Genomic DNA, 24,754 nt, shown 5'->3' with positions numbered 1-24,754 from the left:
GGACTCTTCTAGAAGCGATAGGTAAGGTCGAGGAGCAGGCGCAGGTCGGTTTCCCGGTCGCCGTCGTAAGGCCGGTTGAGCACGCTCAGGGCGGCCCCGGCTTCAAACACGTCATTCCAGGTCACCCGCTGGCCATAGCTGAGCAGGCCGATCGCCCCGGTGGAGTAATCGCGCTGGCTGTAGGTACCGGCGCCCACCTGGAACTGCTGGCTCCAGGAGGTTTCGTAGCGGTGATAGAGCACGTGGTTGACGTTCACCGTCGGCAGCACCGTGAAGTCCGACCTGGGGTTGAAGTAGGGCGTGTCTTCCTTGGTGTTGCGGCTGGCGCCGAGTTCCAGGCCCAGGTCGACCTGCACATGCGGCGTGGCATAGACGCCCTCGCGACCGGTGAGCAGGGCCTCGAAACGGTTGTTGCCGTCGCTGAAATGCGAGGGGCTCAGGGCCAGCCGCCATTCACGGCTCTCGTTGGCCCGCCAGCGCAGGAACGCGCTGCCGCCATTGGCGTAGATGTTGCTGTTGAGCGCCCGCAGCGGGGTATTGGCCGAGAGGTATTCCAGGCTACCGCCGTACTGCCAGTGATCGTCGATGTCACGGGCCAGGGACAGCCGCGCGCCCTGCTTGTCGTCGAAGCCGTAGGAGTGGTTGGAGACTTCCGCTTCCAGGGTCATGTCGCGGGTCCGGCGTTCCACGCCGATACGCTGCCAGCGGTGATGCCCGGTGCCTTCCTGGAAGTCGCCGGTGGCATAGCCGAGGCCGCCGAACAGCCGCCAGTCTTCATCGATCGGCGGGCTGTAGAGCACCGTCTCGATGCCGAAATCCTTGCTGCCGGAAACCGCGCCGGCGCCGCTGTTGCCGCCGCCGTAGCTCTTGCCGCCATAGGTCTCGACCCGCAGCTCGGCCATATCGTGCACTTGGCGCTGGCGGGCCAGGCGCTGCACCTGACGGTTGTCGGGATAACGCTGCACCACGTCGTCGGTCAGGGCATCGAGCTGACGCCATTCCTGCAGGTCCTGGGCGGTGTGGCCCTGGGCGACCTCGAGGCCGACATCGCGCGGCGCCATGCTCTCGGTTTCCTTGAGCAGGCCCTCGGCGCGGCGCGGCCAGTCCCGGGCCTGGTACAGGTTGGCCTGGGCCACGCGCAGGCCGATATTGCCCGGCGCCTGGTCCACCAGGCTGGCCAGGCGCTGCTCGCTGCCCGGCAGGTCGGCGCTGTAGGTGCCGGACTGCGCGGCGAGTTGCTGGGCGTCCATCCATTCATCGTTGGGGTTGCCCACCGGCAAGCCCTTGAGCTCGACCCGCGGCTTCTGGTTCCTGGCCAGGTCGTCGGCGACCTGTTGCGCCTCCTGTGGGCGGTCGCTTTCCAGCAAGGCGTAATACAGCGCGGTGCTGTCTTCGACGCGGTCGCTGACATCGGCATCCGGCGCCGCCAGCACCTGGCGATAGAGGTCGCTGGCGATCTCCGGCTGGCGCTGGTCCAGGTAGGAGGCCGCCACCCAGCGCAGGGCGTAGGTGGGGATGGCCACGTCTTCGGCGGTCAGCTTGTGGTATTGGTCGATCACCTGGGCGGTACGCGCCCGAGCCTTGAGCGCGCCCATGCGGTCGATGCGCCAACGGGTCACGTCGTCCTTGGCCGCCGGGTCCGGGGTCCAGGTGGCGAGCAACTGGTCGTAATCGGCCAGGGCGCGGTCGGCGATGACATAACGCTCTTTCTCGCTGCGGGTGGCCAGCTCGGCCAGGCGCACGCGCTCGGCGGCCAGGTCGCCTTGCAGGCGACGTTCTATGACGGGATCGATCAGCCCCGGGCGCTGGCGGGCCAGGCGCAAGGCCGGTTCCGGCAGGCGTGCCCGTTGCAGGGCGAACAGGTATTCGCGGGCGACTTCCGGCCGGGTGCCGGCGCGGATGAACGCCTGGTCGAACTCGAACAGCGCGTCATACGGCGAACCGGCGCGGGTCAGGGCGTAGCCCAGGGCCAGGCGGCGGGTGGCATCGTCAGGCTTGGCCGCCACCAGCTCGCGGGCGCGACGCACGGCTTCCTCGGGCTTGCCGGCGTCGGCCTGGGTCAGGGCCAGGCCCAGTTGCAGGTCGGGATTGCGCGGGTCGCGTTCGAGGGCCAGGCGGTAGACCTGGATCGCCGAGTCCCAGCGCTGCAGATTACGGTAGGCATGGGCGGTGGCGGTCAGCGCCTGGATCGGCAGCACCCGGCCACGGGCCTGGGTTTCATAGACATTCACCACCTCGGCGTCGAGGCCGGCCCAGCTGGCGATCTGCAGGTGGTCGCTGACCAGCCCGGTGTTCAGGCGCTCGGCCGGCACCTGGCGCAAATGGCTCAGGGCTGGCGCATAGCTGCCGGCGCGGGCGTCGAGAATCAGGCGGTCGTACGCCGGGTCGGCAAGGGCCAGGGTCGGCCACAGCAATTGGCTGCATAACGCCAGGCGAAACATCGGTCGCAAACCATAAAGGCGAACGGGGTGAACAATGGGCGGCATTTTCTTCAGCGTCCTTACATGGCTAGCCGGGGTCTTGTGTCCCCCCGCCTGATACGTGCCAGGAAGCCGAATCAGATGACTCGGCCAGATTGGGGCGGAGTCTTCCACGCAAGGCTGATGCAGATGCGCAAATGCAATATTTCTTCAGATTCGTTTCTGCCCGAATCCGCGAACGACGTGGCCTGTAGCCATGTTCAGGGAGGCTCTGGGTGGGGGTTCTGCCGTCGGATGCAGGCAAAAAAACGCCCGGCAGATCCGTGCTACGGAGGCCGGGCGTTTCTGGCTGAAAACCCCAGGAAGGGGTTTTCGAGGCTTACTGGATGGTGACGGGTCCCAGTTTGCTCATGACAAAACCGACGAACTGCTCAGGCGTCATTTTCTGGCCGTTGAAGTCCACTTCGTTATTGGCGTAGCGCACCTTGGAGACGATGTCGTTGCCTTCCAGCTTGGCCAGCTGGGTACCCAGCGCCATGCCGCTGACCATGTCGGCGGCCATGCTGCCCTGGTCGGCGATCGCCTTGGCGTCGGTCACACCGTCCAGTTGCGCCTGCAACGCCGCCACGTCGGCGATCATCGGCTTGGACAGCAGCAGGTTCAGGTTCAGCTGGGTGAGCAGTTGCTTGCTCAGTTCGGCCGGCGGCAGATCCATGGATTGCGGCTTGTTCAGGTCCACCACCAGGCTCAGGCGGCTTTCGCCGTTGGCGGTCTTGAACGAGAGGTTTTCCAGGGCGATGTGCGGCTGGGCAGCCAGCAGCTTGTCCAGGTCAGCCTTGACCTGGGCCTGCTCGGCCTCGCTCAGGTTCAGCTCGGGCGCTGGCTCCCCGGCGGCTTCGGCCGCGGCGACGGCGTCTTCGTAGGGTTGCAGCTTGTTCTGGTAGACCTGCATCAGCGACATGCCGGAGGCGATGTCGAGGTTCTTCATGCTCCAGGCCATTTGCGCCGAACCGACGGCTTTGCCGTTGAGGGCGACTTCGCTGATCTTGTAGTCGGCACGACCGGCCAGGTGGGCGCCCTTCTCGTCGGTGGCGCTCTTGATCTGCGAATTCTTGAAGCTGAGCACCGACTGTTTCTCGCCGAACGTGGCCTTGGTGCTGGTCAGCTCCAGGGTGTTGTCGCCGACGTAGAAGCCATAGTTGCTCTTGGTCAGGTTGCTGGCCAGGGTCAGGCCGTTGAGCTCGACCTGCACCGGGGTCTGGTCTTCGGCGACGCTGTTGAGCTTGAGGCTGTCCATGTAGCCTTCGGCCTTGACCTTCTGCGCTTGGGCGCTGGTCGAGAGGTCCAGCTTCAGGCCGGAGAACTTGAGGGTCGACTTGTCGTCCAGGGCCGTGTCCAGCGGCAGCAACTCCAGGTTGCCGGTGGCGGAACGGTCGTAACCCAGGTTGACCACGCCCTTGAGCGGGGAAACATCCTTGGTGGCGGCGAACCATTTTTCGGTCAGGGCGTTCTTTTCCAGCTCGTAGTGACTGGTGGCCATGACCGGCAGCCATTTCAGGGTCATCAGGCGCGAGAACGGCAGCGGGCCGTGTTCGATACGGTCGACGAACACCAGTTCGACGCCCTCGGCACTGTCGCCGAACATCTCGCCCTGGCCCTTGAGGCGGTAGCGCGCGGTGCTGCTGAACAGATTGCGCTCCAGCGATACCAGCTCCAGGCTGGCGGTACCGTTGGAACCGACCATGGCCGCCTGGAGTTCCTTGTTGGCATCAGCGATAGAGGTTTGCAGCACCCCTTCCAGCTTGGTCCCGGTATACCAGGCGCCGCCGGCGCTGATAGCGCCCACTGCGACGACGATTCCTAACAGTACGCCTGCTGATTTATTCATTATTTGACCCGATCGATCCGTTGTTGAATGTGTGGTCGTCTTCCCTGAACCCGGTACGGGTTGTGGCTCGACTGTGCGTAAAACTGCCGAAGATTAGCACCGGCCAGGCCGGGCGGCCCAACCTTTCCATGTGAAAAGTAGTGAACGTGCGGGACGGTTCCTGTAGCCGCTGGCGCAGCCTGCGATCGACTTGGGCGGCATTCCGACGTAGCGGTCGCCAGGCCAGGCGACGCGTTTTTCCAGGTGGACCGCGGATTCAGGTTTTGCGGTTGCTGCGCAACCGATCGCAGCCTCGCGGGCTCGGCAGCGGCTACACAGGCGCCGCGGTTCCTGTAGCCGCTGGCGCAGCCTGCGATCGACTGCGTAGCGGTCGCCAGGCCAGGCGACGCGTTTTTCCAGGTGGACCGCGGATTCAGGTTTTGCGGTTGCTGCGTCGGAATGCCGCCCAAACCGATCGCAGCCTCGCGGGCTCGGCAGCGGCTACAGGGTTTGCGTGCCTTCCTTCGGCCGCTACGCATGTTCGGAGTATTCGACTTCCAGCGCGTCGAGCTGATGATCGAAGCTTTTCAGGCGGGCGGTCCAGGTGTAGACCAGCACTTCGAAATCGCGGTTGATCACCGCGCCGCCCGGCGTTTCCGAACGCGGGTCGCAGAAGTCCAGTTGATAACGCTCGCGGGCCATGGCGGCGGCGACATCGGACAGTTCGCGGGCATTGTTCAGCCAGTGGCGACCGTCCGCGGCCTGTTTATCCAGCAGTACGCACTGTTTTTTCAGGGCTTCGAGGCTTTTCTCCAGGGGGGTGCCGGTCAACTCGCCCATGACCTCCTGAAAGGTCCGCCCCGGCTGCCAGTAACTGCCCCAGAAGTACCGGTCGAACACGGTTTCGACGCGGCGCAGGGCGACTTTGGTGTCCCAGATCGCCACCAGGGTCTTGCCCTGCTCCAGCTGTTTTTTCTTGATTTTCTGGGTCTGGAACGACGTCCAGGCCACGAAGACAATGGCGCTCACCGCAATCAGCGCGCTGGCGCTGTCGAGAAAGATCATTGCCTTGTCGATCTGGTGCGCCAGCATGACACCGTAGAAATAAGTCGCAGAAAGCAGCACCAGTGCAACGATGGCGCACCAGAAGCCGAGAGCATAAGGGTTTTTCATTATTCGAATCCCCATGACCATCACGTGCCTGACCGCTGGCCGAGCACTGGACGCAAGGTGCTCACCCAACTGATCAAAGCATAGCAACGGCCTCAGGGTTTGCCGGGGTTCGAGGCTTGCGTTCGTCCGCTTTCCCAGCCACCGCCCAGGGCCAGGAACAGGTCGATCTGACTCATCGCCACCTGGGTGTTGGCCGCCGCCAGTTGGGCCCGTACGTCGGTATAGGTGCGGGTCGCCTGCAGGTCGGCGAGGAACGACTCGCGGCCGGCCTGGAAGAAGCGATGGGTCTGGTCGGCGGCCTGCCGCGCCGACTGCTCGGCATCGGCCAAGGCGTCGCGACGTTGCAACTGGGCGCTGTATTGGGCCAGGCCGGTCTGGGTTTCGCGGATGGCGTTGAGCACCACCCCGTCGAAATGCGCCAGGGCGCCCTGGCTGGCGGCTTCGGCCTGATGAATGCGTTCGCGGGCACCGTTGGCCGGCACCGTCCAGCTGATCAGCGGGCCAAAGCCCCAGCGGTTGGTGGAGGGTTTGCCGAGGTTGTCGACGATGCCCACGGTGCCAACGGTCGCGCCGATGCTGATGTCCGGGTACAGGGCGCCGGTGGCCACGCCGATTTCCGCGGTGGCGGCGGCCAGCCGGCGCTCGGCCTGGCGGACATCCGGACGGCGCTTGAGCAGCGCCGCGCCGTCACCCACCGGCAACAATTGCGCAATGTGCGGCAACTCGGCGCAACTGCCGGTGCCGGCGGGCAGTCGCTCCACCGGTTTGGCCAGCAGCATCGACAGGCGGAACAGCGCCGACTGGCGCGCCGCCTCGTAGCGCGGCAGTTCGGCGCGCAGGGATTTGAACTGGGTCTGGGAACGGGTGACCTGGGTTTCGTCGCCGCGCCCGGCGTCGCGCAGGCGCTGGGTGAGTTCGGTGCTCTGGGCTTGCAGGTCCAGGGAGTGCTCGGCGATCTCGCGCTCTTCGTTGGCCGCGCAGACCTGCGTGTAGGCCCGCACCACATCCGCCACCAGGGTGATGCGCGCGGTATCGGCCGCCGCCTGGGTCGCATCGGCATTGGCCTTGGCCGCCTCGATGCCGCGCTGCAGGGTGCCGAACAGGTCGAACTGATAAGAGGTGCTGACGGACAGGTTGCCGACGTTGGCCACCGGCACTTTCTCCGGCAGCAGGAAGGCTTCGCCGGACTCCTGCAAACGCTCGACCCCGGCCTTGGCCCCACCACTCCAGCCGCCTGCTGCCTGGGCCTCGTCGACCTGGGCGCGGGCCCGCGCCAGGTTGGCCGCCGCGACCCGCAGGTCGGTGTTGGAGGCCATGGCCTGCTGCACCAACTGGTCCAGGCGCGGGTCCTGGTACAAGCGCCACCAGTCTGCCGGGACCGGCGCCGAGACCACGCTGTCGCTCGAACCGGCCAGGTCGCCCTGCAAATCGCTGCGATGCAGCGCCGCGTCGTCCGGCAGCCGGTAGTCCGGGCCGACCATCTGGCAGGCCGACAGCAACAAACCGAGCCCGGCCGTGGCCAAACGCAGGGCGCTGTTCATTGCGCCGGCTCCGACCGGGTTGGCGCCTGATCGTCGATGATCGACACAGTGGCGGTGCGCCCGGCGATCATGCGGAAGTCTTCCGGCACCTCGTCGAAGGCAATGCGCACCGGAATCCGCTGGGCCAGGCGCACCCAGCTGAAGGCCGGGTTGACGTTGGGCAGCAGGTTGGAGCCGCTGCTGCGGTCGCGGTCCTCGATGCCGGCGACGATGCTTTCGACATGCCCGCGCAGCCGCGCGCGATCGCCGATCACCCGGATATCGACGCTCTGGCCGATATGAATGCCGTCGAGCTTGGTTTCCTCGAAGTAGCCGTCGATGTGGAAGGAGTTGCTGTCCACCACCGACAACACCGGGCGACCGGCGGTGACGAACTCCTGGGTACGCGGCGCGCGGTCGTTGACGTAGCCATCCACCGGGCTGCGGATCACCGAACGGTCGAGGTTCAACTGGGCACTGTCCACCGCCACCTGGGCTTCGGCCAGGGCCGACTGGGCACGGGCCACGCGGGACTGGCTTTCTTCCAGCTGCTCGCGCGGCACCAGGTTGCCCAGGCCGAGGTTGCGCTTGGCCTCGCGCTGGGCCTGGGCCAGGGTTTCCTGGCGGTCGGCCAGGGACGCCCTGGCCTGGCGCTGGGCCAGGCTGAAGCGGTCCTGGTCGATGCTGAACAGCACCTGGCCGCGCTTGACCAGTTGGTTGTCCCGCACCTGCACCTGCTGGATCAGCCCGGAGACGTCCGGGGCGATCTGCACGATGTCGGCACGGATATGCCCGTCCCGGGTCCAGGGTGCGAACATGTAGTACATCACCATGCGCCAGACCACCACGACCGCGAAGCTCACCACCAGCAAGGTCAGGACCACACGGCCGATGGTCAATAAAGGTTTTTTCATGTCATCAGGTATCGACTGAGTGAGTCCACGGCGCCGAGCAGCAAAGCGTACAGACCAACGTTGAACAAAGCCCGGTGCCAGACCAGGCGATAAAAGTGCAGGCGCGTCAGCAGCCCGTGGACCACCAGGTACAAGCCATAGGTAAGGCCCATCAGCACCAGCAGCGTGGGCAAAAACACCCCGCTGATATCCAGGTCACCGATCATAAAGGCGCTCCATCGATGCCATGGGGCAGCGGTTCTTCAAGCTCGCCACCGCCGACGAACTCCACGCCGGGCAGCAAGGCCAGACGCAGGCCGCTGAGGGCGTGCAGCAGGTGCAAACGGGTTTCGCGGTCGTCCTGGCTGTGGGCATCCAGGGTGCGGCGGGCGCGGTCCAGGGTCATCAGCAGGCCGCTCGGCGCCGGCAGGCGTTCGCCGGCCTTGAGGCAGGCCTTGAAGTAGGCGCCGACCTCGGCCACCACTTGGCGCAGCAGCGCCTGCGCGTTGCCCTGCGCCCGAGGGGCGTAGGCCAGCAGGTCCAGCAGGTTCAAACCGACGCGCACTTCGCGCAGGGCCGCGCCGGTGTCCTGGCCGGTCATGGCCAGCCGCGGCAGGTGCTGCATCAGGCGGTCGAGCATCTGCACGCCCAGATGGCGGTGTTCGGCCAGGTTGGCCGGTTCGGTCATGCCGACGATGTCCTGCCAGCTGAAGCGGGTCAGGCGCTTGGCCGCCAGCTCCGAACCGAACGGCCGCGCGACCAGGGTCCAGACAAAGACGAACAGCAGGCCCATGGGCCCGGCCAGGTTGGAGTTGGCGAAGCTCATGAAGTCGGCGTCGTAGGCACCCTGGATGCTGATGAAGGACGAGGTGTTGACGATGGTCAGCAGCATGCCCAGGTAAAAACGCGGCTGTACCGTCAGGGTGCCGACGCAGATGAACGGCACGGCGAAGGCCAGCACCAGCATCGGGAAATCGTGCAGGTTGGGCAGGATCAGGAACAGGTAGAGGCTGGCGAACAGCACCGACATCGCGGTCCAGAAGAAGAACCGGTAGATCTGCGGCGCCGGGTCGTCCATCGAGGCGAAAAAGCTGCAGGCCACCGCCGCGAGGATCACCGCGCTGCCGCCGTCGGTCCAGCCCAGGAGGATCCACAGCACCGAGGCGACGATGATCGCCAGGACAGTGGAAGCCACCGAATACAGCATCAGCCCGCGGTCGAGGAACGGCGTCAGGCGACCCAGGCGCCAGTGGCGATAGACCGCACGCCAGATGTCCTGGCTTTCGCACTGGATGGCGTGTTGCAGGCTGCGGCAGTCCTGCCACAGGTCGATCCACTCGCCGAGGCGGTACAGGGCGTTGGAAAACAGCAACTGGCGCCGGTCGTCGAGGGCTTCGGCATCGGGTTGCAGCGCTTCGAGCTGGCCACGCAGGGCCTGCCAGCGCTCGACCGACGCACCCTGGGCGGTGCTTTCCAGCCATTGCCCGGCCTGGGCCAGCAGCGGCGCGAACCTGTCCACCAGCTCCGGGGTGCGCCGCTCCAGGGCGTACAGGGCATCGTCCAGGGCGTCGACCACGGGCAGCAGGTGGATCATGCGCCCGCGCAGTTCCTTGGTATTGCGCACGGTCTGCGGACGCGCGCCTTCGTGGGGCAACTGGCCGATCATCAGCTCCAGGCTGTTGAAGGTGGCGACCATGGATGCGCGCAAGGCACTGACTTCTTCGGGCCGCACGTCGCGGCTGAGAAAACGCTGGCTGTAGGTGGACGCATCAGCGAACCATTTGCCCGCCGAATCGACGAACACCGGCGCCAGCCGCCGTGGCCAGAACATGCTGCCGATCACGGCCGCGCAGACGATGCCGAGGAAGATCTCCTCGGTGCGCGCCTCCGCCACGTCCCACACCCCCAGCGGGTTATCCACCACCGGCAGGGCGATCAGCGGCAGGCTGTAGCCGGCCAGCATCAACGCATAGCTGTTGGCGGTACGCAGGTGCAGGGAGAGAAACAGCAGGATCCCGGTCCACAGGGCGATGATCACCACCAGCAGATAGGGGCTCTGCACGAACATCGGCACGAACAGCACCGCCGCCGAGGCACCGAGCAAGGTGCCGATCGCGCGGTACAGCGCCTTGGAACTGGTGGGCCCGACGAACGGGCTGGAGACGATGTACACCGTGGCCATCGCCCAGTACGGACGCGGCATCTGCATGAGCATGGCGATGTACAGCGCGATCATCGACGCGGCAAAGGTGCGCACGCCGTAGAACCAGTCGCGCGCGGGGGGGACGCCGGTGAAGAATCCGCTCAAGACGGCACCACCGGCAGCTGGGCAGCCGACTCGAAGGCGCGGATTACCTTCAACGCAGCCTCCAGGTCCGCTGCTGTGATGCCTTCCAGCACCTCGCGGCGCAGGCGCACCAATTCGGCTTCCACCGACTGCACCAGTTCGCGGCCGGTGTCGGTCAGGCTCAGGCATTTGGCCCGGCGATCGTGGGGATCTTCAGAGCGTATGGCGTAACCGGCGTTGCACAGCTGGTCCAGCAGACGCACCAGGGACGGGCTTTCCATCCCCGCCGCCTGCGCCACCGTCACCTGGCGCACGCCCTCGCCCAGGCGCCCGATCATCAGCAGGGGCACGGCGCAGGCTTCGGAGATTCCATAGTTGACCAGCGTGCTCTGGCAGATCCGCCGCCAATGCCGGGCGGCGACCACCATGCCACTGCTGATATTCATCTGGAGTGATTCAAGAGAGTCGGGCAAAGGAAAGTTCGCACACAGTTAGTTTGCTAACTATCAATGGTGCATGGGGAGGATAATCTCAGTCAAGTTTTGAAACAATTGAACGACCATTGACCCGAAAACGCCTCAGCGCTTTCGGGCCCGCTCATACACGGCACTGCGTTCACGTTTGCCCACGGCCACCACCGAAACCACGACCTGATCCTCGATCACTTGGTAAACCAGGCGATAGCCAGAGGCCTTGAGCTTGATCTTGTAGCAGTCCGCCATACCGTGAAGGGCGTCCGCGGGCACCTGCGGCATTTCCAGGCGCTCGGCCAGCTTCTTCTTGAATTGCTCGCGCAGGGTATGACCGAGCTTGTCCCATTCCTTGCGCGCCGAAGGCAGGAACTGGAGCTTATAAGTCATCCAGATTTACCGGGACCGGGGTCTCGTGACGACGGGCACGGACAATCTCCGCCAGTTCAAGATCGTCAAGACGCTCCATCATGGCTTCAAACACGTCGGCCGGGACCATATAGCCCATGACCCGGTTGTGATTGAGCACCGCAACCGCACCACCCTGTGCGCCGTTCAGGACAGCCGAAGGATTTTTTTTCAGTTCAGACACGCTGACAGCTTTATCAGCCAATACGCTTTGCATAATTAAGACCTCTAATTTGGTCTTAATTCTGGTCTATTTCCATGACGACATCAATCCACTTGCCTCAACCCCCCCGCCCCTTCCTCAACAACACATCCAGCTGATCCACCACTTCCGCCCAGTCGGCGTCGTCGAGGATCTCGTCGCGCAGGAAATCCGCCTGGCTGGGGGTCCAGAAGAAGGCATCCGCCAGGTGCAGTTCCGGCTTGAGCGGTGAATGGGTGGCGATGAAACGGTCGATGTCCACGGGGTCGTCGGACAGGCCGAGTTGTTTGAACAGGGCAGGCAGGCTGTGGGATGGGGATTCCATGGGGGGCTCCTGAATGGGTCGGGAATGTCGGACGACTGCCGCGCAGTCGATCGCGTGCAGCCGCGCTCCTGCAGAAACAGCCTGCAGGAGCGGGCCAACCAGCAAAGGGTCGCTACAGGCACCGACGGCGCTAGTAGCTGACCTCGCACACCTCGGCATGAGGCACCATTTTCAGGTACTCGTCCATGCTCAGATGCACCAGGTTGTTGTGGTTGCCGGCTTCCAGGTAGATGTCTTTCTGCCGGGTCAGCATTGGATCGATCACCACGTCCAGCCCATAGGATTCGCCCAGGGCCGGTACCGCGCCGCGTTCGCAATCGTTGAACAGATGCGCCAGGGTGCTTTCCCGGGTGATCTGCCATTCGTTGCTGCCGCGCACCTTGCTCAGATCCAGGTGGCGGCTGGCCGGCAGCACGGCCATCAGGTAGTGGCCGTGACTGTCGTCGAGGATCACCGATTTGGCCACGCGTTCGGCGGGAACTCCCGCGACCCGGGCGGTCTCCAGGCTGCTCGACGAATGTGGATGAGCCACCACGTCAAAATCGCAATGCGCCTGTTCCAGGCTGCGTTGCACGGTTTTTGCCATACGCATGATGCACCTCGGTGTCCTGAACGGCTTTGCAGGACGATGGGTTAACGACTGTCACTCCCTCCCCAAAGTCTAGGCCGCGCCGCCCTCGCCCACTGACGAACTTCCGAACGGCACGCGAGCATGAGGTTGTTCAAAATTTGCTCAATCCCACGCTCTACTAGACTCAAGGACAAAGCCAGCGAACGGCTGGCAACCGAGGCACATGACTCTCCAGGAGGGTCGGATGAACGAGCGTGGGTGGCGGGCGACACTGAAGGGGCTGCTGCTGGGGGTGCTGATCGGCCTGCCGACCGGGCACGCCCAGGCCGTGAAGCCGGTGGTGGTGCTCACCGTCAACGATGTGATCAGCCCCGCCAGCGCCGACTACGTGGTGCGCGGCCTGGACAAGGCGGCCGACGAACAGGCCCAACTGGTGGTGCTGGGCATCGACACCCCCGGCGGTCTCGACACCTCGATGCGCTCGATCATCAAGGCGATCCTCGCCAGCCCGGTGCCGGTGGCCAGTTACGTCGCCCCCAGTGGCGCCCGCGCCGCCAGCGCCGGCACCTACATCCTGTATGCCAGCCATATCGCCGCCATGGCCCCGGGCACCAACCTCGGGGCCGCCACCCCGGTGCGGGTCGGGATGCCGGGGCAGCCCGACCCGGGCGGCAACCCGCCCGCCGCGCCACGCTCGGACAAGAACCCGGAACCGGAACCCGACACCCTCAGCCAGAAACAGATCAACGACGCCGCGGCCTATATCCGCGGCCTGGCGCAATTGCGCGGGCGCAACGCCGAATGGGCGGAACAGGCCGTGCGCGAGGCCGTCAGCCTGCCGGCCCAGGAAGCCTTGAAGCTGAAGGTGGTCGACTATGTCGCGGATGACCTGAACGGCCTGCTCAGGCAACTCGATGGCAAGTTCCTCATCGCCGCCGGCCAGGCGGTGCAGCTGCATACCCTGGGCGCGGCGGTGATCCATCACGACCCGGACTGGCGCACGCAGCTGCTGTCGGTCATCACCCACCCCAGCGTCGCGCTGATCCTGATGATGATCGGCATCTACGGGCTGTTCTTCGAGTTCGTCAACCCGGGCACCGCGGTGCCCGGCGTGCTCGGCGGCATCTGCCTGCTGCTCGGTCTGTATGCCTTGCAGTTGCTGCCGGTGAACTACGCCGGCGTGGCCCTGATCCTGCTGGGCATCGCCTTCATGGTCGCCGAAGCTTTTCTACCGACCTTCGGCGTCATCGGCTTCGGCGGCATCGTCTCCTTTGTGGTCGGCGCGGTGATCCTGATGGACACCGATGTCCCGGGCTACGGCATTCCCCTGCCGCTCATCGTCAGCCTGGCGGTAATCAGTGCGCTGCTCCTGGCGACGCTGGCGAGCATGGCGGTGCGTGCGCGACAACGCCAGCAGGTGGCTGGCGACGCTGGGTTGGTGGGCAGCATAACGGCGATCACCGCGGTGCAAACGGGCAACCCTTACAACGGCTGGGTGCTGTTGCAGGGCGAACACTGGCAGGTCCTGAGCGCGACACCGCTGCAAACCGGGCAACGGGTTCGGGTGGTGGCGCGCAAGGGGCTGCTTCTGGAAGTGACGACGGCCGAGGCCGCGCCGCGAGGAGGATGAAATGGGTCTGGAATTGGGTTTTGGCGCGCTGCTGGCGCTGCTGTTGGCGCTGGCGGTCTCGACGTTTCGCATCCTGCGCGAATACGAGCGCGGGGTGGTGTTCCAGCTGGGGCGCTTCTGGCGGGTCAAGGGGCCCGGGCTGGTCCTGCTGATTCCGGTCGTCCAGCAGATGGTCCGCGTCGACTTGCGCACCGTGGTGCTCGACGTGCCGCCCCAGGATGTGATCACCCGCGACAACGTCTCGGTCAAGGTCAACGCCGTGCTGTATTTCCGCGTGCTGGACTCGCAGAAGGCGATCATCCAGGTCGAGGACTTCCTCATGGCCACCAGCCAACTGGCCCAGACCACCCTGCGCGCGGTGCTGGGCAAGCATGAGCTGGACGAGTTGCTGGCCGAGCGCGAGCGCCTGAACGCCGATATCCAGCAGGTGCTGGACGCCCAGACCGACGCCTGGGGCATCAAGGTGGCGAACGTCGAGATCAAGCACGTCGACCTCAACGAATCGATGATCCGCGCCATTGCCAAACAGGCCGAAGCCGAGCGGGAACGCCGGGCCAAGGTGATCCACGCCGAAGGCGAATTGCAGGCCTCGGAAAAGCTCATGCAGGCCGCCGAAATGCTCGGCCGCCAGCCCGGCGCCATGCAGCTGCGTTACATGCAGACCCTGAGCGCGATTGCCGGCGATAAAAGCTCGACCATCGTTTTCCCGCTGCCCATCGAATTCCTCAAGGGCATGGCGGAGTTGTCGCCGAAGAACTGAGCCGAGGTTGCGGGACCGCGCAGCTGCGCCACTGCTCCAGCGCTGCGTAAGGCGCCTGCGCCCACTGCTCCAGCTGCTCCCGCAGCCGGGCTGAGGCCTGTTGCTGCTTGCCCTGGCGGTCATCGACAAAGGCCTGGGCCGGCTGCTTGGCATGCTGGCCGACACAGGCGAATGCCGTCCGGCGTTGCTCGGCGCTCAGGCCGAAAAAATCGCCCAGATGGCCGTCCATGGCAGCGGGCAATTCGCTGTAGTTCAGCACCAGGCCATGGTGTTCGCGGCAGTGCTCCAGCCCCAGTTGCAACAAGCGCCCCAGACGCCGGGCGATCCAGCTTTCCCGGTCCTGGAAAGGCTCGCCGTCGTCCAAGGCGCTAGGCCCGATCAGGCCCGGCGTCATGTGCATGCCGGCGCGGCGCAGATGCGATACGGCGATTTCCAGCGGCTCGCGATACAGAAACAACCACGGCGTATCGACGAAGCACTGGCGCAGCAGCGGCAGCTCGCCGATGTTCCAGGCATCGAGCTTGATCACCAGCCGCTGCTCACTGCCGCGGCGCACCTGCCCATAGGCCGACAGCAATCCCACCAGCGCGGCAGCCCTCTCCCGTGGCGCCAGCGAGCTGCGCAGCAAGGCATCCAGCGGTGGCGGTTCGGACACCACGATGTGATCGTCCAGATGAGCCAGCATCTGGCTGGCCAGGGTCGAGCCGCAGCGCGAGGCGTGGAAGATAAAGGCGCTGGGAGCCAGGCCCGGGCTACGTTGGCGCCATTCGGTCAGGGCAGACAACGGCGTCTGGCGCCGGAACGCCTGATTGAACGGCAGGCGCAGGGCCTCTTCGACCGCCTCGCGGAAAAACGGCTGCGACAGCGGCCTGTCGCCGAACCAGCACCAGTCGACCCGCCACTCGTCACGCGGCTGCCAAATGCGGATCGGCAACCAGCCATGCAGGTTCAGGCCGTCCATTGTTCATTCCACAGACGCCGCCCCTGGCGCATGGCCGAACGCAGGTCTTCGCGGGTGAACGCCAGGCCACGCTCGGCCGCCAGGGCCAGGGTGCGCTCGATGAAGGCTTCGCTGTCGTTCAGCGCCTGCAAGGCCTGGCACAGCGCGGGGTCCTCTTCAAGCAACCGACAGAACCGGGCGAAGTCCACGGCGGCGCGGCCCAGGCCAGGCGTCGGCGTGGTCGGCGCGCCGTCGGCAATCATCTGCTCCAGCCAGGAGTCGGGGCGACAATCGATCACCAGGTGAATGCGTTCCTGGCTGTCGTGGTTGTCCACACGGTGCGGGCGCGACAGGTCGAGAAACCAGCACTCCCCCGCCTGCATCGGCATGCGCTGACCATCAAGCAGGAATTCCACTAGCGGCGGGCTGAGCAGGGGTATATGCAAGCGCAGGTCGGCGTCCGGGCCGCCCAGGTCGTAGTCGCGGTGTTCATGAATGCGTGCCCCCGGGCCCAGCCGCAGCAGGCGCGCCGAAACGATCTGCAAGGGCAGGTGACGCAATGCCTGTTGCCAGTCCGGGTCCTGCCGCCAGGGCTCGCGCTGTACCGGTTGGCCCTTGCCCGGCGCCAGTTCGGAGGGCGCGTCCACCGCCGAGATCAAGGCCACGCCGCTCCAGTCGCCTTCGTAATAGCCGCCGTTGAAGTGGCCCTGCCAGGCACTCGCGTCGATGCGCGCCAGGGCGCGCAACAGCCGTGGCAGATCCACGCTGACCGGCAGCCGGGCGAACGCCGGGCGGCTCATGAGGCAGGCAGCACCTTGCGCTCGACCAGCCAGCCGAGCAATTGCCGCTGGCAGTCGTCGATCGACTGGGTGCCGGTGTCCAGCTCCAGCGCGGCCCGTGGTGGCTCATAGGGTGCCGAGATACCGGTGAACCCCGGCAACTCGCCGCTGCGGGCGCGGGCGTAGTGGCCCTTGGGGTCGCGCTGTTCACAGACCGCCAGCGAGGCGCTGCACCAGACCTCCAGATAGTCCTCGCCCAGGCGCCGGGCGAACAGCTCGCGCTGTTCGATCAGCGGGGCGATCATCGCCAGGATCACGATCTGCCCGTTGTCCACCAGCAAGGCCGCCAGCTCGCTGGCGCGGCGGATGTTTTCCCGGCGGTCGGCCTCGGCGAACCCCAGGTCGCGATTCAGGCCGCCGCGCAAGGCGTCGCCGTCCAGCACCAGGCTCTGCCGGCCGTGCTGGAACAGCCCGGCCTGCAGCGCCTGGGCCAGGGTCGACTTGCCCGCCGCCGGCAGGCCGGTCAGCAGGATCGCCACCCCGCGATGACCATTGCGCGCCTCGCGCTGGGCCCGGCTGACGCTGGCCTGGGGCGCCTGCAGATTATTGTCTTTGGGCATGGGCCACCGGCGTGCTGATGTTGCCCGCCGCCCAGTCGGCCTCGCGACTGGCCAGCGCCGAGGCGATGGACTGCACCTGGGTCGACTGCACCTCGTTGGGCAACGGGTCGAGCCCGGCACTGGCGAAGATCTGCCCATAGGCGTTGCGCAGGTCGGCATAGGCCAGGTCGCGCCGCAGGTCCGCCTGCAAGGTGTTCAGCTCGCCCTGGATCAGGTCCAGCTCGCCAATGCCATTGGCCTGGTAGCGGTTGCGCAGCTGGCCGACGATCTGCCCGTCGATGTCCGCCAGCTCCTGGCTGGTCTTGAACTGGCGCAACGCGTCGCGGTAGTTGGCGTTGGCCACATAGACCTGGGCCAGCACCGCGATGGACATGGCCTGGCGGCGCGCCGCGGCGACGTCTTCACCGGCCTTGGCGGTGTCGATGGCCGCCGGCGCGGAGAGCACATTGAACAGGTTCCAGGTGACCTTCACCCCGTAGTCGGCCCACTTGTCGTTGACCAGAAACGAGTTGCTGTCGTAGTGCCCACCGGCGGAGAACTCCAGGCCCGGCAGCAGGCGCAGCATGGCCTTGCGGGTTTCCGCGGCGCTGATACGGCTCTGGTAATCCTGCTCGCGCAGTTCCGGGCGGCTGGTCAGGGCCTCGTGTTCGAGGCGGGCCATATCGACCTTGAGTTCCGGCACCGGGTAATCGTCGGTGGTCGCCAGGGTCAGCTGGGTGCCCATGGGCAGGTTGATCAGGGTCGACAGCTCGGTCTTGGCCAGGGATAACGCCCGGCGCTGCTCCTCCAGCTGGCGGGTGGCCTCGATCAGCGAACGCTGGTAGGCCAGGGCCTGCACCGGGTCGCCGATGCGTTGCTCGCTCATGCTCTGGCTGTTGCCGCGGGCCTGCTCGACCCGACCTGCGAGGCTGTCGATCTGCTTGAGCAGGCGTTCGGCCGCCACCGCCCGCCAATAGGCCGAGCGCACGTCCTGGACAATGGTGTTGATCACCTTGCGCCGGCGCTCCTGGACGATCAGCCGCTGGTCGCCCTGCTGCTTGGCATTGATGTAGCTGACGCCGAAGTCCAGCACGTTCCAGACCATGGTCAGGTCGGCCACTCTGCGGTCCCGGTCCTGGGAGGTCGAGGGTTCCAGGGACTGGGTACCGGTTTCCACGCTCTGGCTGCTGGAGGCGCTGACGTTGTTGCGCCCCACGTAGCCGGCGGAGAGGGCCATGCGCGGCAGCATGTCGAAACTGGCGAGGTCCAGTTGGCGCTTGGCCAGGGCCTCTTCCATGATTTTCAACCGGCCCTCGAGGTTGTATTTCACTGCCCGGGCCATGGCCTGGTGCAGGGTCAGCGGGCCGCTCAGCGGCTCCTGATCCTTGTACATGCTCTGCAGGTCGCTCCTGGCGCGCTGCTCGCTGGCACTGCGTTCAATCGGTTTACTGCTGACGGCACAACCACTGACCGCCAGCGCCAACAAGCTGACCCCGAACAACTTCTGACTTTTATTCATCCTTGTCTCGCCCCTGGGTGCCGCATCGTATTTATGTCTTGTTTCAGGCCTGCATTGCGCTGATGCCGGCCTGTTCGAATGCCTTGGCCAGATCGCGGATCGGCCGTTGCTCCATGTCTTGCATCACTTGCAATTGCTGGGTCAGCGACGGTGCCCCGAACACCCCGCGCCCGCCCTGGGAAAGATCGCCGGCCCTGGGCTTGTCGCCGAAGGACTTCAGCGAACCGCCGTCCTCAGTGGAGTCCTGGCCGAACAGCACCGACAGCGTGCTTTGGCTGAACACCCCGCCATCGCCGCCACCGAAGCCGAGGAAACCATGGCCATTACCGTCGCCACCGGGATCGCTGCTGCCAAATACCTGGGCAATGAAGCTCGGCGCCAGGGCCCCGTGATTGATGAAAATATCCCCCAACGGCCGGATGCCATCGCCCAGCACCCGCTGCTCGAACAGTGGCGCGAAGGCCAATGGCGAGCCCAGGTCGCCAACCGGTGGCGTGGTGACCATGGGCTGCAGCGGCACATAAGGCGGCAGCGGCGGAACCACCGGGTCGCTCGAACGGAATTCCGGATCGCCCACCGGCAGCTCCGTGGGTGGGTTGGTCGCCGGCACGGTGTTGATCGCGTAGTTGTTGGAGTCGGTGCTGCCGCTGCCGGTATTGCCGAATGCGTCGCTCACCCCGCTGTTGTTCAGGGTGACCAGGTTGCTGGTATCGCTGATATTGGCGGTTGGCGTCAGGGTCGCGGTCCAGGTCCGGCCGCCGTCGCTGCTGCTCAAGGCGCTCAGGGTGCCGTTGGCCACCGTCAGGTCCGAGTTGGTGAAGCCGCTCACCGCTTCGCTGAAGGTGATGGTCACGCCGCTGGTCTGGCCCACGCCGAGGCTGCTGTTGGCGACCACGATGGTCGCGGTCGGCCGCTGGGTATCGATCAGGTAATTGTTCGAATCCGTGCTGCCCAGCCCGGTATTGCCCGAGGCGTCGCTGACCCCACTGTTGTTGAGGGTGATCAGGTTGCTCGTATCGCTGACGTTGGTGTTCGGTGTGAAGGTCGCGGTCCAGGTAATGCCGCCATCGCTACTGCTGACCGCGCTCAAGGTGCCGTTAGTCACCGTCAGGTCGCTGTTGTCGAAACCGCTGACCGCCTTGCTGAAGGTGATGGTCACCAGGGACGTGTCGCCCGCCGCCAGCATCGGGTTGGCGACCACCACGGTAGCGGTGGGGCGCACGGTATCGATGACGTAGTTGGCCGAGTCGGTGGTGCCGCTGCCGGTGTTGCCGACGGCGTCTATCACTCCGGCGTTGTTCAGGGTGATCTGATTGCTGCTGTCGCTGATGTTGATGGCCGGGGTAAAGGTGGCGGTCCAGGTAACCCCGCCATCGCTGCTGCTCAGGGCCCCCAGGGTACCGTTGGCCACCGTCAGGTCCGAGTTGGTGAAGCCGCTGATCGCCTCGCTGAAGGTGATGGTCACCGTGGTGGTTTCGCCCGCTTTCAGGGCCGTGTCGGCCAGCACGATGGTGGCGGTCGGCCGCCCGGTGTCGATGATGAAATTGTTCGAGTCGGTGCTGCCGCTGCCGGCGTTGCCCGCCGCATCACTGACCCCGCTGTTGTTGAGGGTGATCAGGTTGGTGGCATCGCTGACATTGACGTTCGGGGTGAAGGTCGCGGTCCAGGTGATGCCGCCGTCGCTGCTGCTGACCGCGCTCAGGGTGCCGTTGCTCACCGTCAGGTCGCTGTTGTCGAAACCGCTGACCGCCTCGCTGAAGGTGATGGTCACCAGGCTGGTTTCGCCGATCGGCAGGATCGGATTGGCCACCACTATGGTCGCGGTTGGGCGAGCCGTGTCGATGACGTAGTTGTTCGAATCGGTGGTGCCGCTGCCCGTATTCCCCGAGACATTGATCACGCCGCTGTTGTTCAGGGTGATGACGTTGCTGGTATCGGCGATACCGACTGCCGGGGTGAAGGTGGCGGTCCAGGTGACACCACCGTCGCTGCTGCTCAGCGCACTCAAGGTGCCGTTGGCGATGCTCAGGTCGCTGTTGTCGAAACCACTGACCGCCTCACTGAAGGTGATGGTCACCAGCGAGGTTTCGCCGGCCTTCAAGGCCGTGTCGGCGATCACGATGGTGGCGGTCGGCACCACGGTTTCGATGCTGTAGTTGGCTGAGTTGGTGGTCCCGGTACCGCTGTTGCCGGCCACGTCGGTGATGCCGGTGTTGTTCAGGGTGATCAGGTTGCTCAGGTCGGTGATGCCCGCCGTCGGGGTGAAGGTGGCGGTCCAGGTGATACCGCCGTCGCTGCTGCTGACCGCGCTCAGCGTGCCATTGGCCACCGTCAGGTCGCTGTTGTCGAAACCGCTCACTGCTTCACTGAAGGTGATGGTCACCACCGCGGTTTCGCCGGCCTTGAGGGTCGAGTCGGAGAGAACGATGGTGGCATTCGGACCCAGGCTGTCGATGGCGTAGTTGTTGGAGTCGGTGGTGCCGCTGCCGGTGTTGCCGGCCCCATCCGTCACCCCGGTGTTGTCCAGGGTGATCAGGTTGCTGTTATCGGTGATGCCGGCCGTCGGGGTGAGGGTGGCCGTGTAGGTGATGTTGTCGCTGGTGCTCAAGCCACTCAACGTACCGTTGGCAACGGTCAGGTCGGCCAGGGTAAAGCCGGTCACCGCCTCGCTGAAGGTGATGGTCACGGTACTGGTCTGGCCCACGCCCAGGGCGCTGTCGGCGACCACTATGGTCGCGGTCGGGCGGACGGTGTCGATCGCATAGTTGTTGGAGTCAGTGGTGCCGCTGCCGGCGTTGCCCGAGGCGTTGGTCACCCCGCTGTTATCCAGGGTGATGACATTGCTGGTGTCAGTGATGCTCGACGTCGGGGTGAAGGTGGCGGTCCAGGTGATACCACCGTCGCTGCTGCTGACCGCGCTCAGCGTGCCGTTGGCGATGGTCAGGTCGGCATTGCTGAAACCGCTTACTGCCTCGCTGAAGGTGATAGTCACCAGCGAGGTTTCACCAATCTTCAGGGCATTGTCGGCGACCACTATGGTCGCGGTCGGCAGGACGGTGTCGATGCTGTAGTTGTTGGAGTTGGTGGTGCCGCTGCCAGTGTTGCCAGCCAGATCGGTGACTCCGGTGTTGTTCAAGGTGATCAGGTTGCTGGCATCGTTGATACCGACGGTCGGGGTGAAAGTCGCGGTCCAGGTGATGCCGCCGTCGCTGCTGCTGACCGCGGTCAGGGTGCCGTTGGCGATGCTCAGGTCAGCATTGGTGAAGCCGCTCACCGCTTCGTTGAAGGTAATGGTCACCAACGAGGTTTCGCCAGCGCTGAGAGCACTGTCGGCAACCACTATGGTCGCGGTCGGCCGCACCGTATCGATGGCGTAGTTGTTGGAATCGGTGGTGCCGCTACCGGCGTTGCCGGCCAGGTCGGCGATGCCCGTGTTGTTCAGGGTGATCAGGTTGCTGCTGTCGCCGATGCTGGCGCTCGGAGTGAAGGTGGCGGTCCAGGTGACGCCACCGTCGCTGCTGCTCACCGCGCTCAGGGTGCCGTTGGCGATGGTCAGGTCGGCGTTGGTGAAGCCACTGACGGCCTCGCTGAAGGTGATAGTCACCAGCGAGGTTTCACCGATTCTCAGCGCGGTATCGGCGACCACGATGGTCGCGGTCGGCCGCACCGTATCGATGGCGTAGTTGTTGGAGTCGGTGGTGCCGCTGCCGGCATTGCCGGAGGCGTTGGTCACGCCGCTGTTGTCCAGGGTGATGACGTTGCTGGTGTCAGTGATGCTCGACGTCGGGGTGAAGGTGGCGGTCCAGGTGATGCCACCGTCGCTGCTGCTCACCGTGCTCAAGGTACCGTTGGCCACCGTCAGGTCACTGTTGTCGAAACCGCTCACTGCCTCGCTGAAGGTGATGGTCACCAGTGAGGTTTCACCGATCCTCAAGGCGTTGTCCGCCACCACTATGGTCGCGGTCGGCAGGACGGTGTCGATGCTGTAGTTGTTGGAGTTGGTGGTACCGCTGCCGGTGTTGCCGGCCAGGTCGGTGACCCCGGTGTTGTTCAGGGTGATCAGGTTGCTGACATCGTTGATTCCGACGGTCGGGGTGAAAGTCGCGGTCCAGGTGATGCCGCCATCGCTGCTGCTGACCGCGGTCAGGGTGCCGTTGGCGATGGTCAGGTCGGCGTTGGTAAAACCGCTGACTGCTTCGCTGAAAGTGATGGTCACCAGCGAGGTTTCACCGGCGCTGAGAGCACTGTCGGCGACCACGATAGTCGCGGTCGGCCGCACTGTATCGATCGCGTAGTTGTTGGAATCGGTGGTCCCGCTGCCGGCGTTGCCGGCCAGGTCGGCGATGCCGGTGTTGTCCAGGGTGATCAGGTTGGTGGTATCGGTAATGCTGGCGCTCGGAGTGAAGGTGCCGGTCCAGGTGATGCCGCCATCGCTGCTGCTCACCGCGGTCAGGGTGCCGTTGGCGATGGTCAGGTCGGCGTTGGTGAAACCCGTCACCGCTTCGCTGAAGGTGATGGTCACCAGCGAGGTTTCGCCGATTCTCAGCGCGCTGTCGGCGACCACAATGGTCGCGGTCGGCCGCACCGTATCGATGGCGTAATTGTTCGAGTTGGTGGTGCCCAGGCCCAGGTTGCCCACGGCGTTCTGTACGCCGGTGTTATCCAGGGTAATGACGTTGCTGGTATCGGTAATGCTCGACGTCGGGGTGAAGGTGGCGGTCCAGGTGATGCCGCCGTCGCTGCTGCTCACTGTGGTCAGGGTGCCGTTGGCGATGGTCAGGTCGGCATTGGTGAACCCGGTTACCGCCTCGGAGAAGGTGATGGTCACCAGCGAGGTTTCACCGATGCTCAAGGCATTGTCGGCGACCACGATGGTGGCCGTCGGGTGCGCGGTGTTGATCACGTAGTTGCCCGAATCCGTGGTGCCGCTGCCCGTATTACCGGCCAGGTCGGCAATGCCGGTGTTGTTCAGGGTGATCAGGTTGCTGGCGTCGCTGATGCCATCGGTCGGGGTGAAAGTCGCGGTCCAGGTGATGCCGCCATCGCTGCTGCTCACCGTAGTCAGGGTGCCGTTGGCGATGCTCAGGTCGGCATTGGTGAAGCCGCTGACCGCCTCGCTGAAGGTGATGGTCACCAGGGACGTCTCGCCCGCCGTGAGGGTGCTGTCGGCGACCACGATGGTCGCGGTCGGGCGGACGGTATCGATCGCGTAATTGTTGGAATCGGTGGTGCCGCTGCCGGCGTTGCCGGCCAGGTCGGCGATGCCGGTGTTGTCCAGGGTAATCAGGTTGGTGGTATCGGTAATGCTGGCGCTCGGGGTGAAGGTGCCGGTCCAGGTGATGCCGCCGTCGCTGCTGCTCACCGCAGTCAGGGTGCCGTTGGCGATAGTCAGGTCGGCGTTGGTGAGGCCGCTGACCGCTTCGCTGAAGGTGATGGTCACCAGCGAGGTTTCACCGACTCGCAAGGCATTGTCCGCCACCACGATGGTCGCGGTCGGCCGGACGGTATCGACCACGTAGTTGTTGGAGTTGGTGGTGCCGACCCCGGCGGTGCCAAGGCCATTGATCACCCCGGTGTTATCCAGGGTGATCACGTTGCTGGTATCGGTGATGCTCGACGTCGGGGTGAAGGTGGCGGTCCAGGTGATGCCGCCATCGCTGCTGCTCACCGCGGTCAAGGTGCCGTTGGCAATGGTCAGGTCGGCGTTGGTGAAACCGGTCACCGCCTCGGAGAAAGTGATGGTCACCAGCGAAGTCTCGCCGATGCTCAACGTGGTATCGGCGACCACTATGGTCGCGGTGGGCGGTGGTGCATAGGCGGTGTTGAGGATGCCGCCGTCGTTGTAGATGGTCGCGAACGAAGTCGGTGAAGTACCGGTCGTGCCACCCCCCAGCGCCACGCCGCCGGCGCCACTGGCCGCCGCGTTGCCGCTCAGGGCGGCGAAGTTGGCCGCGGTGATCAGGAAGGTGCCCTTGTTCCAGACTGCGCCGACGCCCCGGCCGCCGATCCCGCCGTTGCTGGCGTTGCTGCCTTGGCCGCCACCGCCGCCACCGCCGCCGCCCGCGCCGATGTTGTTGCTGATGGTCGAGGTGCCGATCACCGTGAGGGTGCCGCTGGAGGCGTTGTAGATACCGCCGGCGGCATTGCCGCCCGCGCCGCCGACCTTGTCCCAACCCGCGCCGCCGCCACCGCCGCCAATGGAAATCGTTCCGTTGGTGGCCGTGGCGCCGTTGCCGCCGTTGCTGTAGTAGGACACGCCCAGACCGCCCGCGCCGCCGGTGCTGGTACCGCCGCGACCGCCCATGTGGGTGGCATCGTAGCCACCGCCATAACCGCCCACGCCAGCGCTGCCAGCCTGGCCGCCCAGCGTGCCGGTGCCGGGGCCGGCGGA

Annotated in this window: 19 protein-coding genes; 2 read left to right on the top strand and 17 right to left on the bottom strand. The window is 65.4% G+C overall.

Going from position 1 to position 24,754, the window contains the following annotated elements; all coding sequences use genetic code 11:
* Positions 1-8: 8 nt before the first annotated feature.
* The 12 genes from pgaA to DK261_RS02570 form a co-directional block, all read right to left on the bottom strand.
* Positions 9-2,486 (bottom strand): poly-beta-1,6 N-acetyl-D-glucosamine export porin PgaA, encoded by a 2,478-nt coding sequence (pgaA, locus tag DK261_RS02625; protein ID WP_110175257.1) that lies wholly within the window; start codon positions 2,484-2,486, stop codon positions 9-11.
* Between the two features lie 313 nt (positions 2,487-2,799).
* Complete coding sequence (locus DK261_RS02620) at positions 2,800-4,308, bottom strand: YdgA family protein (protein ID WP_009046363.1); 1,509 nt, start codon at positions 4,306-4,308, stop codon at positions 2,800-2,802.
* Between the two features lie 510 nt (positions 4,309-4,818).
* The gene (locus tag DK261_RS02615; protein WP_016705008.1) at positions 4,819-5,460 is read right to left on the bottom strand and encodes a hypothetical protein; all 642 of its coding nucleotides are present in this window, start codon (positions 5,458-5,460) and stop codon (positions 4,819-4,821) included.
* Positions 5,461-5,552: 92 nt separating this feature from the next.
* Positions 5,553-7,001 (bottom strand): efflux transporter outer membrane subunit, encoded by a 1,449-nt coding sequence (locus tag DK261_RS02610; RefSeq protein WP_110175256.1) that lies wholly within the window; start codon positions 6,999-7,001, stop codon positions 5,553-5,555.
* Complete coding sequence (locus DK261_RS02605) at positions 6,998-7,894, bottom strand: HlyD family secretion protein (protein WP_110175255.1); 897 nt, start codon at positions 7,892-7,894, stop codon at positions 6,998-7,000. Before DK261_RS02605 ends, DK261_RS02610 begins: the two co-directional genes overlap by 4 nt.
* The gene (locus DK261_RS02600; RefSeq protein ID WP_007932080.1) at positions 7,891-8,100 is read right to left on the bottom strand and encodes a DUF1656 domain-containing protein; all 210 of its coding nucleotides are present in this window, start codon (positions 8,098-8,100) and stop codon (positions 7,891-7,893) included. The genes DK261_RS02605 and DK261_RS02600 overlap by 4 nt, the downstream gene beginning before the upstream one ends.
* The gene (locus DK261_RS02595) at positions 8,097-10,181 is read right to left on the bottom strand and encodes an FUSC family protein (protein WP_110175254.1); all 2,085 of its coding nucleotides are present in this window, start codon (positions 10,179-10,181) and stop codon (positions 8,097-8,099) included. The genes DK261_RS02600 and DK261_RS02595 overlap by 4 nt, the downstream gene beginning before the upstream one ends.
* Positions 10,178-10,606, bottom strand: a complete 429-nt coding sequence (locus tag DK261_RS02590; RefSeq protein ID WP_028681511.1) for a MarR family winged helix-turn-helix transcriptional regulator — start codon at positions 10,604-10,606, stop codon at positions 10,178-10,180. Before DK261_RS02590 ends, DK261_RS02595 begins: the two co-directional genes overlap by 4 nt.
* Positions 10,607-10,738: 132 nt before the next feature.
* Positions 10,739-11,020 carry a type II toxin-antitoxin system RelE/ParE family toxin gene (locus tag DK261_RS02585; RefSeq protein WP_110175253.1) on the bottom strand — a complete coding sequence of 94 codons (282 nt, stop codon included), beginning with the start codon at positions 11,018-11,020 and terminating at the stop codon, positions 10,739-10,741.
* Complete coding sequence (locus DK261_RS02580; RefSeq protein ID WP_009046356.1) at positions 11,010-11,255, bottom strand: type II toxin-antitoxin system Phd/YefM family antitoxin; 246 nt, start codon at positions 11,253-11,255, stop codon at positions 11,010-11,012. The genes DK261_RS02585 and DK261_RS02580 overlap by 11 nt, the downstream gene beginning before the upstream one ends.
* A gap of 64 nt (positions 11,256-11,319) precedes the next feature.
* Positions 11,320-11,565: a DUF2789 domain-containing protein gene (locus DK261_RS02575; RefSeq protein ID WP_009046355.1), complete on the bottom strand. Its 246-nt coding sequence runs from the start codon at positions 11,563-11,565 to the stop codon at positions 11,320-11,322.
* 130 nt (positions 11,566-11,695) lie between these two features.
* The gene (locus DK261_RS02570) at positions 11,696-12,157 is read right to left on the bottom strand and encodes an aminoacyl-tRNA deacylase (protein ID WP_016705004.1); all 462 of its coding nucleotides are present in this window, start codon (positions 12,155-12,157) and stop codon (positions 11,696-11,698) included.
* A gap of 223 nt (positions 12,158-12,380) precedes the next feature.
* Here DK261_RS02570 and DK261_RS02565 point away from each other — a divergent pair, with 223 nt between their 5' ends.
* Together DK261_RS02565 and DK261_RS02560 are read left to right on the top strand one after the other, a co-directional pair.
* Complete coding sequence (locus DK261_RS02565) at positions 12,381-13,766, top strand: nodulation protein NfeD (protein WP_009046353.1); 1,386 nt, start codon at positions 12,381-12,383, stop codon at positions 13,764-13,766.
* A gap of 1 nt (position 13,767) precedes the next feature.
* Positions 13,768-14,526: a slipin family protein gene (locus tag DK261_RS02560; RefSeq protein ID WP_009046352.1), complete on the top strand. Its 759-nt coding sequence runs from the start codon at positions 13,768-13,770 to the stop codon at positions 14,524-14,526.
* On the opposite strand, the gene DK261_RS02555 is transcribed toward DK261_RS02560, so the two are convergent.
* The 5 genes from DK261_RS02555 to DK261_RS02535 all read right to left on the bottom strand — a co-directional run.
* Positions 14,492-15,487: an aspartyl/asparaginyl beta-hydroxylase gene (locus DK261_RS02555; RefSeq protein WP_016705003.1), complete on the bottom strand. Its 996-nt coding sequence runs from the start codon at positions 15,485-15,487 to the stop codon at positions 14,492-14,494. The two genes, DK261_RS02560 and DK261_RS02555, sit on opposite strands and share 35 nt — an antisense overlap.
* Positions 15,475-16,266, bottom strand: a complete 792-nt coding sequence (locus DK261_RS02550) for an aspartyl/asparaginyl beta-hydroxylase domain-containing protein (protein WP_110175252.1) — start codon at positions 16,264-16,266, stop codon at positions 15,475-15,477. Before DK261_RS02550 ends, DK261_RS02555 begins: the two co-directional genes overlap by 13 nt.
* On the bottom strand, positions 16,263-16,865 hold the full coding sequence (cysC, locus tag DK261_RS02545) for an adenylyl-sulfate kinase (RefSeq protein ID WP_016705001.1): 603 nt from the start codon (positions 16,863-16,865) through the stop codon (positions 16,263-16,265). The genes DK261_RS02550 and cysC overlap by 4 nt, the downstream gene beginning before the upstream one ends.
* The gene (locus DK261_RS02540; protein WP_009046348.1) at positions 16,849-18,363 is read right to left on the bottom strand and encodes a TolC family protein; all 1,515 of its coding nucleotides are present in this window, start codon (positions 18,361-18,363) and stop codon (positions 16,849-16,851) included. Before DK261_RS02540 ends, cysC begins: the two co-directional genes overlap by 17 nt.
* 43 nt (positions 18,364-18,406) lie before the next feature.
* On the bottom strand, positions 18,407-24,754 hold a 6,348-nt coding region (locus tag DK261_RS02535; protein ID WP_256597543.1), incomplete at its 5' end, for an S-layer family protein.

It is taken from the genome of Pseudomonas sp. RW409, from assembly GCF_003184125.1.
Classification (GTDB): Bacteria; Pseudomonadota; Gammaproteobacteria; order Pseudomonadales; family Pseudomonadaceae; genus Aquipseudomonas; species Aquipseudomonas chlororaphis_I.
Note: the sequence above shows the minus strand (reverse complement) of the source record. Positions and strands in the feature narration are given on the sequence as shown.

What these genes read in the sequence shown, in the direction of transcription:
- pgaA (WP_110175257.1), bottom strand. Translation starts at nt 2,486, where the DNA reads ATGCCGCCCATTGTTCACCCCGTTCGCCTTTATGGTTTGCGACCGATG.
- DK261_RS02620 (WP_009046363.1), bottom strand. Translation starts at nt 4,308, where the DNA reads ATGAATAAATCAGCAGGCGTACTGTTAGGAATCGTCGTCGCAGTGGGC.
- DK261_RS02615 (WP_016705008.1), bottom strand. Translation starts at nt 5,460, where the DNA reads ATGAAAAACCCTTATGCTCTCGGCTTCTGGTGCGCCATCGTTGCACTG.
- DK261_RS02610 (WP_110175256.1), bottom strand. Translation starts at nt 7,001, where the DNA reads ATGAACAGCGCCCTGCGTTTGGCCACGGCCGGGCTCGGTTTGTTGCTG.
- DK261_RS02605 (WP_110175255.1), bottom strand. Translation starts at nt 7,894, where the DNA reads ATGAAAAAACCTTTATTGACCATCGGCCGTGTGGTCCTGACCTTGCTG.
- DK261_RS02600 (WP_007932080.1), bottom strand. Translation starts at nt 8,100, where the DNA reads ATGATCGGTGACCTGGATATCAGCGGGGTGTTTTTGCCCACGCTGCTG.
- DK261_RS02590 (WP_028681511.1), bottom strand. Translation starts at nt 10,606, where the DNA reads ATGAATATCAGCAGTGGCATGGTGGTCGCCGCCCGGCATTGGCGGCGG.
- DK261_RS02585 (WP_110175253.1), bottom strand. Translation starts at nt 11,020, where the DNA reads ATGACTTATAAGCTCCAGTTCCTGCCTTCGGCGCGCAAGGAATGGGAC.
- DK261_RS02580 (WP_009046356.1), bottom strand. Translation starts at nt 11,255, where the DNA reads ATGCAAAGCGTATTGGCTGATAAAGCTGTCAGCGTGTCTGAACTGAAA.
- DK261_RS02575 (WP_009046355.1), bottom strand. Translation starts at nt 11,565, where the DNA reads ATGGAATCCCCATCCCACAGCCTGCCTGCCCTGTTCAAACAACTCGGC.
- DK261_RS02570 (WP_016705004.1), bottom strand. Translation starts at nt 12,157, where the DNA reads ATGCGTATGGCAAAAACCGTGCAACGCAGCCTGGAACAGGCGCATTGC.
- DK261_RS02565 (WP_009046353.1), top strand. Translation starts at nt 12,381, where the DNA reads ATGAACGAGCGTGGGTGGCGGGCGACACTGAAGGGGCTGCTGCTGGGG.
- DK261_RS02560 (WP_009046352.1), top strand. Translation starts at nt 13,768, where the DNA reads ATGGGTCTGGAATTGGGTTTTGGCGCGCTGCTGGCGCTGCTGTTGGCG.
- DK261_RS02555 (WP_016705003.1), bottom strand. Translation starts at nt 15,487, where the DNA reads ATGGACGGCCTGAACCTGCATGGCTGGTTGCCGATCCGCATTTGGCAG.
- DK261_RS02550 (WP_110175252.1), bottom strand. Translation starts at nt 16,266, where the DNA reads ATGAGCCGCCCGGCGTTCGCCCGGCTGCCGGTCAGCGTGGATCTGCCA.
- cysC (WP_016705001.1), bottom strand. Translation starts at nt 16,865, where the DNA reads ATGCCCAAAGACAATAATCTGCAGGCGCCCCAGGCCAGCGTCAGCCGG.
- DK261_RS02540 (WP_009046348.1), bottom strand. Translation starts at nt 18,363, where the DNA reads ATGAATAAAAGTCAGAAGTTGTTCGGGGTCAGCTTGTTGGCGCTGGCG.